Genomic DNA, 7,075 nt, shown 5'->3' with positions numbered 1-7,075 from the left:
GCAGAATCTTGAAACATGGAAAGCGTGAGCGGACTATGAACACAATGACAGACGCGCTCAAGCGCGCGGCGTGCGCCGCCATCGACGCACAGGCACAGCGCCTCACCGCTTTCGGGCGGGATATCCTTGCCCATCCGGAGCTGGGCTATAAGGAAACGCGCACGGCCGGAAAGGTGCTGGAGGCCTTTGCCTCGCTGGGTCTGACGGACGTTACGCGGCCCGCGCGCACAGGCGTGAAAGGCTGGCTTTGGCGCGGCGCGGGGCCGCGGGTGGCCGTTATCGGGGAGCTGGACGCGGTGCTCAGCCCCGGCCATCCGTTTGCGGACAAAGCCACAGGCGCGGCCCACGCCTGCGGGCACAACGCCCAGCTTGCCTCCATGCTGGGCTGCGCTGTGGGCCTGCGGGCCGTGGCGGACAGCCTTGCGGGCAGCGTATGCCTGCTGGCGGCGCCCGCGGAGGAATACGTTGAGATCGGCTGGCGGGCCGGGCTGAGGCGCGCGGGCGAAGTACAGTATCTCGGCGGTAAGCAGCAGCTCATCGCGGAAGGCGCTTTTGACGATATCGACATGGCCATGATGGTGCACAGCGAAACAGACGCCCCGCAGCCTCGCGCGGTGGTTGCAGGCGCGGCGGGCGGCTTTATCGGCAAGGAGCTGCGGTTTCTCGGCAAAGAGGCACACGCGGGCGGCGCGCCCTGGGAAGGCGTCAACGCGCTGAACGCGGCATCCCTTGCCATCGCGGCCATCCACGCCAACCGTGAGACTTTCCGCGACGAGGACCATGTGCGTGTGCATCCTATCATTACAAAGGGCGGGGACCTGGTGAACACCGTGCCCGCAGATGTGCGCATGGAGAGCTACGTGCGTGCCGCCAGCGTGCAGGCCATGCGCACCGCCAACGCCAAAGTGAACCGTGCGGCCCGGGGCGCCGCTTACGCCGTGGGCGCGCGGGTGGAGATCGACGATATGCCGGGTTATCTGCCGCTGGCGCAGAACGCGGCGCTTTCCGAACTGTTCGCGGCCAACGTCCCGGTTTGCGCACCCGGGCTTGCCGTGGAACGCGGTCTGCCCTTCTGCGGCAGCACGGATATGGGCGACGTGTCCTACCTGCTGCCCGTTATCCAGCCGACGGTGAGCGGCTTTTCCGGCGCGGCGCACAGCAGGGACTTTGCCGTCGCCGATGAAGCGCTCGCCTATCTGGCGCCCGCCAAGCTGATGGCCGCGACGGTCATCGACCTGCTGGCCGGCGGCGCGGCAAAGGGCCGCAGCGTACTGGCGGACGCACCGCGCCGCACGCGGGACGAATATTCCGCGCTGTGGCGGGACATTCTGGCGCAGCCCGGCGAGGGCTGACGGCGGCGCAGCATAAGCGCCGGAAAAATCATCCGACTGGAGGCCGCTGCATGACAGCTGTATTCCTTCTCTGCACGATCATCCTGTTCGTGCTGCAAACGCTTTCCATGAAGCTGCAGCACGCCGAACATCTGCCCCAGAAGCTTCTGGTGAACTGCGCGTTTTCGCTGCTGGCGGCCGCGGCCATGGGCGCCGGCCGTCTGGCTGTGCCGGACATGTTCACCGTAAGCCCCGCGACGCTGCGGCACGGCATTGCCTTCGGCGTGCTGTTCGCACTGACGATCTTGTTTTACAACCTGGCCATCGCCAGCGGGCCGCTCTCCTACACAACGTTTTATTTTTCCGCCAGCATGCTGGTGCCCGCGTTTGCGGGCGTGCTGCTGTTCGGCGAAGCGCTCACTTTCACGCTTGCCGCAGCCGTGGCGCTGTTCCTAGCCGCGTTCTGGTGCCTGAACGTCGCGCCGGGCGGCGCACAGAAGCCCGAGCCCCGCTGGCTGGCGCTGTGTGCGCTGACCTTTCTGTGCAACGGACTGTGCGCGGTGGTACAAAAGTCCCAGCAAAACGCCACGGGCGGCGCCGAGGCCGCGGGCCTGATGCTGGTGGGCTTCTGCACAGCCGCGGCCTGCTACGCGCTGGCGTATCTGGCGCTGCGGGGCAGGCTGCCCGCGGGCGCGGCGGACGGCACCGCGCTGCTGCGCCAAAACGCTCTTGCCGCCGTGCTTCTGGCGGGCGGCTCTGTGGGCGGCAATCTGCTGCTCACCTGGCTGGCCGGGCGCGTGGATGCCAGCTACCTGTTCCCGCTTGTACAGGGCAGCATCATTGTGGGCGTGACGCTGTGCTCCGTGCTGCTGTTCCGGGAAAAACTTTCGGCGCGCGGCAGGCTCGGTATTTTGCTGGGCGTGGCCGCCATCGCCGTGATCAATCTGTAAGGAGGGATTCCGTATGCTGCGCATTGGCATGATCGGCGCGGACAACTTCCACGCCCTCGCTTTTTCCAGGCTCGCCAATCTTCCGCCCGAGGAGGGCGGCAGCGGCTTGCCCGCGCGCGTCACCATGCTGTGGGGCGAGAGCGCCCAGCGCGCCGCCTTCGTGGCAAACGAAGCGCATATCCACACCGTTGTGGACGACCCGGCCCGTATGCTGGGCCAGGTGGACGCCGTGATGGTGGTGCTGCGCCACGGCGCGCAGCACCATGACGCGGCGCTGCCCTTCCTGCGCGCGGGCATCTCCACCTGGGTGGACAAGCCTTTCACCACCGACATCGGCCAGGCCGCCGCTCTGGTGGCCGCCGCGCGGGAGAGCGGCGCGCTGCTGGCGGGCGGCTCCACGTGCAAATACTGCCCGGATGTGCTTTGGCTGCGGGACAAATACCGCGCCATGTGTGCGGACGGCGGCGTGATCTCGGCCGGGCTGAATTTCCCCGGAGAGTTGGACAGCCCTTACGGCGGGCTGTATTTTTACGGCGGCCATACCGCTGAGATATTGACAACCGCCTTCGGGCCGGATATCATCAGTGTGAAGGCCGACGTTACGGCGGGCAATGTCATCGCCGTGTTCAAGTACGCGTCGCTGGGCGTGTGCGTGAATTTCGCCGAGGTAAGCGAGTTTCACGCTGCGCTGTACGGCGCAAAGGAAGTGGCAGTGCACTCCATCGACATTTCCACCATCTACCGGCAGGGGTTCGCAAAATTCGTGCAGGGCGTGCTGACGCGCACCCCGCCCGAGCCCTACGGCACGCTGCTGCGCCCGGTGCAGATTTTAAACGCCCTTGTCGAAGCCGCTCAAACCGGCCGCGAGGCGTTTGTTGCGCCGCCGCTGGAATGAGCGCCGCCCTGCCGCGTTCCCGCGCCCGCCTTCGCCCCGCGCACAGCCGTGCCGGAGCGCTGCGGGCGCCTTTTCTTTTCCGTCTGTCTCCGGCCCGGGCCGGCGCATCCCATTGACAAAGGAGCAATTGTTATGAAATGTGAACGCATCCCTCTCGGCGCTCAGGGCGCGTACCTGGACACCTATTTTCTGGCGGATTCTCCCGAGCTGAAGGCGGGCGCGTGCCGCCCGGCCGTTGTCGTATGTCCGGGCGGCGGCTACGCCTATACCAGCGACCGCGAGGCCGAACCCATCGCGCTGGCCCTGTGCGCCCGCGGCTTCCACGCCTGTGTGCTGCGCTATCCCTGCGCGCCCGCCCGTTTCCCCGCCGCGCTGCGCGCGCTGGCCGAAGCCGTGGCCTGGGTGCGCGCGGGCGCCGCGGAGAACCATGTGGACCCGCGGCAAATCTCCGTATGCGGTTTTTCTGCGGGCGGGCATCTGGCGGGCAGCCTTGGTGTGTTTTGGAACGCACCGTTCCTCGCTGCCGAAACCGGCCTTGCCCCCCAGGACATGCGCCCGGACAAAATGGTGCTTTGCTACCCCGTTATCACCGGCGGAGAATTTGCCCACAAGGGGTCTTTCGACAATCTGCTGGGCGCCGACGCGGACGCCGCCCGCCGCGCGGAGGTATCGCTGGAACAGCATGTGACGCAGGACACGCCGCCCGCGTTTCTGTGGCACACCTATACTGATCCCGGCGTACCCGTGGAAAACACGATGCTGTTCGCCATGGCCCTGCGCCGTGCGGGCGTACCGTTTGAGTCCCACATATACTCCGTGGGCGGGCACGGGCTGTCCCTTGCCAACGAGCTGACGGAAAATACCGCCGGCGCGGGCGTGCAGGCGGAGTGCACGGGCTGGGTGGATCTGGCCGCCGGCTGGCTGCGCCGCTGACGTACAGCGCCGCGCGCTGCATCAAAAAGCGCGCCGGGACCGGCGCGTCAGGGAGGAAATATTTATGCCGTTCATCAATGTAAAAACCAATATCCCCGTATCCGAAAACGCACAGGAGGCGCTTAAGACACGGCTGGGGCAGGCCATCGAGGCCATTCCCGGCAAAAGCGAGGCCTGGCTGATGGTGGGCGTGGAGCCCGAGTGCGCGCTGTGGTTCCAGGGCACCGACGCCCCCGCCGCGCTGGTGGAGGTATCCGTTTACGGCGGCGCGGAGCCGGACGCCTACGATGCACTGACGGCCCGCGTCTGCGAACTGCTGGACGCCGTGCTGGACATCGACCCCGCGCGGGTATACGTCAAATACGCCGAAACGCCCAACTGGGGCTGGAACGGCGGAAACTTCTGAGCGCGGGGCAGGCAATGAAGAATACGACGCTGTGCTACATCGAACAGGGAAGCCGCTGCCTGATGCTGCACCGCACCAAAAAGGCCAACGACGAAAACGAGGGCAAGTGGATCGGTGTAGGCGGCAAGTGCGAGGAGGGCGAAAGCCCCGAAGACTGCCTGCTGCGCGAGGTGCGGGAGGAAACGGGCCTGATGCTGACGGACTGGCGGTACCGGGGGCTTGTGACGTTCGTGTCGGACGTGTGGCCCACGGAGTATATGCATCTTTTCACCTCGGACGCGTTCGAGGGCACGTTGGCCGGGCCGTGTGTCGAAGGCGAGCTGGCATGGGTGGAAAAGAGCGCGGTGCCGGGCCTGCCGCTTTGGGAGGGCGACCGCATTTTCCTGCGCCTGCTGGCGCAGGAAGCGCCGTTTTTCTCTCTTAAGCTGGTATACCGCGGCAGCACGCTGGTATCGGCATCTCTGAACGGGCGGCCCTGCCCGCCGGAACCGGCCGGTACGCCGTAATCCGGGCGCGGCGCGCTTCAACGATTGAGGGAGGTTTTGTATGAAGGAACAGACGCGGGCCGAGCCCCGCTTTTCCCTGTGCGGCCTGAACTGCGGGCTGTGCCCGATGTACCACATCAGCGAGACGGAGCACTGCACGGGCTGCGGCGGCGCGGGCCGTCCCTCCTGCGCGGTGCAGCGGTGCGCGCGGGAGCACGGCGGCGTGGAATACTGCTTCCAGTGCACGGAATATCCCTGTGCCCGTTACACCAGGGCCGAGCCTTATGACTCCTTCGTGCCCCACCGCAATGTGCAAAGGGATTTTGCCCGGGCGGCCCGGGACGGACTGGACGCATACCGGGCTATGCTGGAGGAAAAGGAGGCGCTCTTGCGCTTTTTGCTGCGGGAATACAACGACGGACGGCGGAAAAGCCTGTTCTGCACGGCCGTCAACCTGCTGGAGCTTGCGGACGTACGGGAAACCGTGTCCCTGCTGCGGCGGCAGACGCCCCCGGACGCCGCCCTCCGGGAAAAGGGCGCGCTAGCCGCGCGGCTGCTGCAGGAGGCCGCGGCGGCAAATGGCATATGTCTGAAGCTGAACCGGAAGAAAAAGTAACGGAGGCCGACGGATGGATATTGCAAAACTGGACCGTTTTATGCAGGCGCGCCCCGCACCGGAGGAGGGCGTGCGGTGGCTTGCGCCATTTGAACCGCCCCTCGTGCTGGAGGGATTTGCCTTTTTCGAGCAGGACGGCGCATACCGCCGCCTGCCGCTGGATTCCGACGCGGTATTTTCCCGCGCCGGGCGAGCCGCCCTCACCGAGCTGGGCACAAATACAGCGGGCGGCTGTATCCGTTTTCGCAGCAGTACGGGACGCGTGCTTGTCCGAGCACGTCTTGCGGCTGCTTGCGCCATGCACCACATGCCCTCCACCGGACAGGGCGGTTTTGACTGCTATCTGCGCAGGCCGGGCGGCGCATGGCGTTACGCCGGGCCCAGTGTGTTCGGCCACGGAGAAACCGCATATACCGCCGCATTGTGGAGCGGAGGGGACCGGGAGGAAAAGGAATTTCTAATTCATTTTCCGCTGTACATGGGCGTGAAAGAGGTATGGGTGGGCGTTGACGCGGACGCCTCTGTGGCCGCGCCCGCGCCCCGTGCCGTAAGCGGCGCGGCCGCCGTCTACGGCACGTCCATCGACCAGGGCGGCTGCGCTTCCCATCCGGGTATGGCTTTCCCCGCCATCCTTGCCCGTGCGCTGGACGTACAGATCTATAACTTCGGCTTTTCGGGCAACGCATGCCTGGAGCCGGAGATGGCGGACGTACTGGCGCGCGTGCCGGGCCTGCGCCTGCTGGTGGTGGACGCTGAAGCCAATGCCGGGCCGCTTGGCTGTCTGGGCCGCCTGCCCGCTTTCCTGGCGCGGCTGCGCGCGGCATGCCCGCGGCTGCCCATTCTGGTGGTCAGCGCGCCGCTCGGTCCTCTGGAGGCCCAACAGCCGGACCGCGTGGCGCAAAAGGACGCCTGGCGGGCGGCGCAGCGTGACGCTGTGGAGCAGGCACGCGCGGGCGGCGATGCAAATATCGCTTTCCTGGACGGCCGCACGCTCTGGCCGGACGGCGGTGAAGAATACACTGTGGACGGCGTGCATCCCACGGACCTGGGCTTTTATTTCATGGCCCGCGGCCTTCTCCCCGTGCTGCTGCCTTACCTGACAGAAGAATGAATCCCCCCCCAAAAAAGATGCAGCGCCGTAAAACGATTTACGGGTGCAACCGGCCTGAACAGCACCCCATTTGTTAGACAGTATGGTAAACTAGTAACGAATGGGGTGTTGTTTTATGCCAAAAGGGGTTCCTAAATACGATGGAGCATTTAAGAAACAGATAGTAGAGGAAATGCGAGAGAAAGGATTAAGCTACCGAGAAATTGCACGACAGTACGAAATCAGGGGAGCTCACTCTGTAGCGGATTGGGAAAGGATATATCTTGAAGAAGGTCCTGATGGGCTGTTTATTGAGCGCCGCGGCAGGGGAAGCAAAGGATGGCCACCGAAGAAGCTAAAGCTGGAGGA

At 65.5% G+C, this 7,075-nt stretch carries 9 protein-coding genes; all 9 read left to right on the top strand.

What is annotated here, in order from left to right; translation table 11 throughout:
* Positions 1 to 1,352: amidohydrolase (locus TQ39_RS19335; RefSeq protein WP_338092853.1), on the top strand; the 1,352-nt coding region annotated here is incomplete at its 5' end.
* Positions 1,353 to 1,402: 50 nt separating this feature from the next.
* Positions 1,403 to 2,281 (top strand): hypothetical protein, encoded by an 879-nt coding sequence (locus tag TQ39_RS19330; protein WP_050006744.1) that lies wholly within the window; start codon positions 1,403 to 1,405, stop codon positions 2,279 to 2,281.
* Between the two features lie 13 nt (positions 2,282 to 2,294).
* On the top strand, positions 2,295 to 3,176 hold the full coding sequence (locus TQ39_RS19325; protein ID WP_009323750.1) for a Gfo/Idh/MocA family protein: 882 nt from the start codon (positions 2,295 to 2,297) through the stop codon (positions 3,174 to 3,176).
* A 132-nt stretch (positions 3,177 to 3,308) separates the two neighbouring features.
* Positions 3,309 to 4,109 (top strand): alpha/beta hydrolase, encoded by an 801-nt coding sequence (locus TQ39_RS19320; protein WP_009323748.1) that lies wholly within the window; start codon positions 3,309 to 3,311, stop codon positions 4,107 to 4,109.
* A gap of 64 nt (positions 4,110 to 4,173) precedes the next feature.
* Entirely contained in the window at positions 4,174 to 4,515 is a 342-nt protein-coding gene (locus tag TQ39_RS19315; protein WP_009323747.1) for a phenylpyruvate tautomerase MIF-related protein, read from the top strand.
* Positions 4,516 to 4,529: 14 nt separating this feature from the next.
* Positions 4,530 to 5,021, top strand: a complete 492-nt coding sequence (locus TQ39_RS19310; RefSeq protein WP_009323746.1) for an NUDIX hydrolase — start codon at positions 4,530 to 4,532, stop codon at positions 5,019 to 5,021.
* 40 nt (positions 5,022 to 5,061) lie between these two features.
* Positions 5,062 to 5,616, top strand: a complete 555-nt coding sequence (locus TQ39_RS19305; protein WP_009323745.1) for a DUF3795 domain-containing protein — start codon at positions 5,062 to 5,064, stop codon at positions 5,614 to 5,616.
* Positions 5,617 to 5,629: 13 nt separating this feature from the next.
* Complete coding sequence (locus TQ39_RS19300; RefSeq protein ID WP_050006743.1) at positions 5,630 to 6,727, top strand: SGNH/GDSL hydrolase family protein; 1,098 nt, start codon at positions 5,630 to 5,632, stop codon at positions 6,725 to 6,727.
* A 115-nt stretch (positions 6,728 to 6,842) separates the two neighbouring features.
* Positions 6,843 to 7,075: helix-turn-helix domain-containing protein (locus TQ39_RS19295; protein WP_050006742.1), on the top strand; the 233-nt coding region annotated here is incomplete at its 3' end.

Origin of the sequence: Ruthenibacterium lactatiformans (assembly GCF_000949455.1) — a bacterium.
Taxonomy (GTDB): Bacteria; Bacillota; Clostridia; order Oscillospirales; family Ruminococcaceae; genus Ruthenibacterium; species Ruthenibacterium lactatiformans.
This window is presented reverse-complemented; position numbering and strand designations above follow the sequence as displayed.

What these genes read in the sequence shown, in the direction of transcription:
- TQ39_RS19310 (WP_009323746.1), top strand. Translation starts at nt 4,530, where the DNA reads ATGAAGAATACGACGCTGTGCTACATCGAACAGGGAAGCCGCTGCCTG.
- TQ39_RS19315 (WP_009323747.1), top strand. Translation starts at nt 4,174, where the DNA reads ATGCCGTTCATCAATGTAAAAACCAATATCCCCGTATCCGAAAACGCA.
- TQ39_RS19330 (WP_050006744.1), top strand. Translation starts at nt 1,403, where the DNA reads ATGACAGCTGTATTCCTTCTCTGCACGATCATCCTGTTCGTGCTGCAA.
- TQ39_RS19325 (WP_009323750.1), top strand. Translation starts at nt 2,295, where the DNA reads ATGCTGCGCATTGGCATGATCGGCGCGGACAACTTCCACGCCCTCGCT.
- TQ39_RS19300 (WP_050006743.1), top strand. Translation starts at nt 5,630, where the DNA reads ATGGATATTGCAAAACTGGACCGTTTTATGCAGGCGCGCCCCGCACCG.
- TQ39_RS19305 (WP_009323745.1), top strand. Translation starts at nt 5,062, where the DNA reads ATGAAGGAACAGACGCGGGCCGAGCCCCGCTTTTCCCTGTGCGGCCTG.
- TQ39_RS19320 (WP_009323748.1), top strand. Translation starts at nt 3,309, where the DNA reads ATGAAATGTGAACGCATCCCTCTCGGCGCTCAGGGCGCGTACCTGGAC.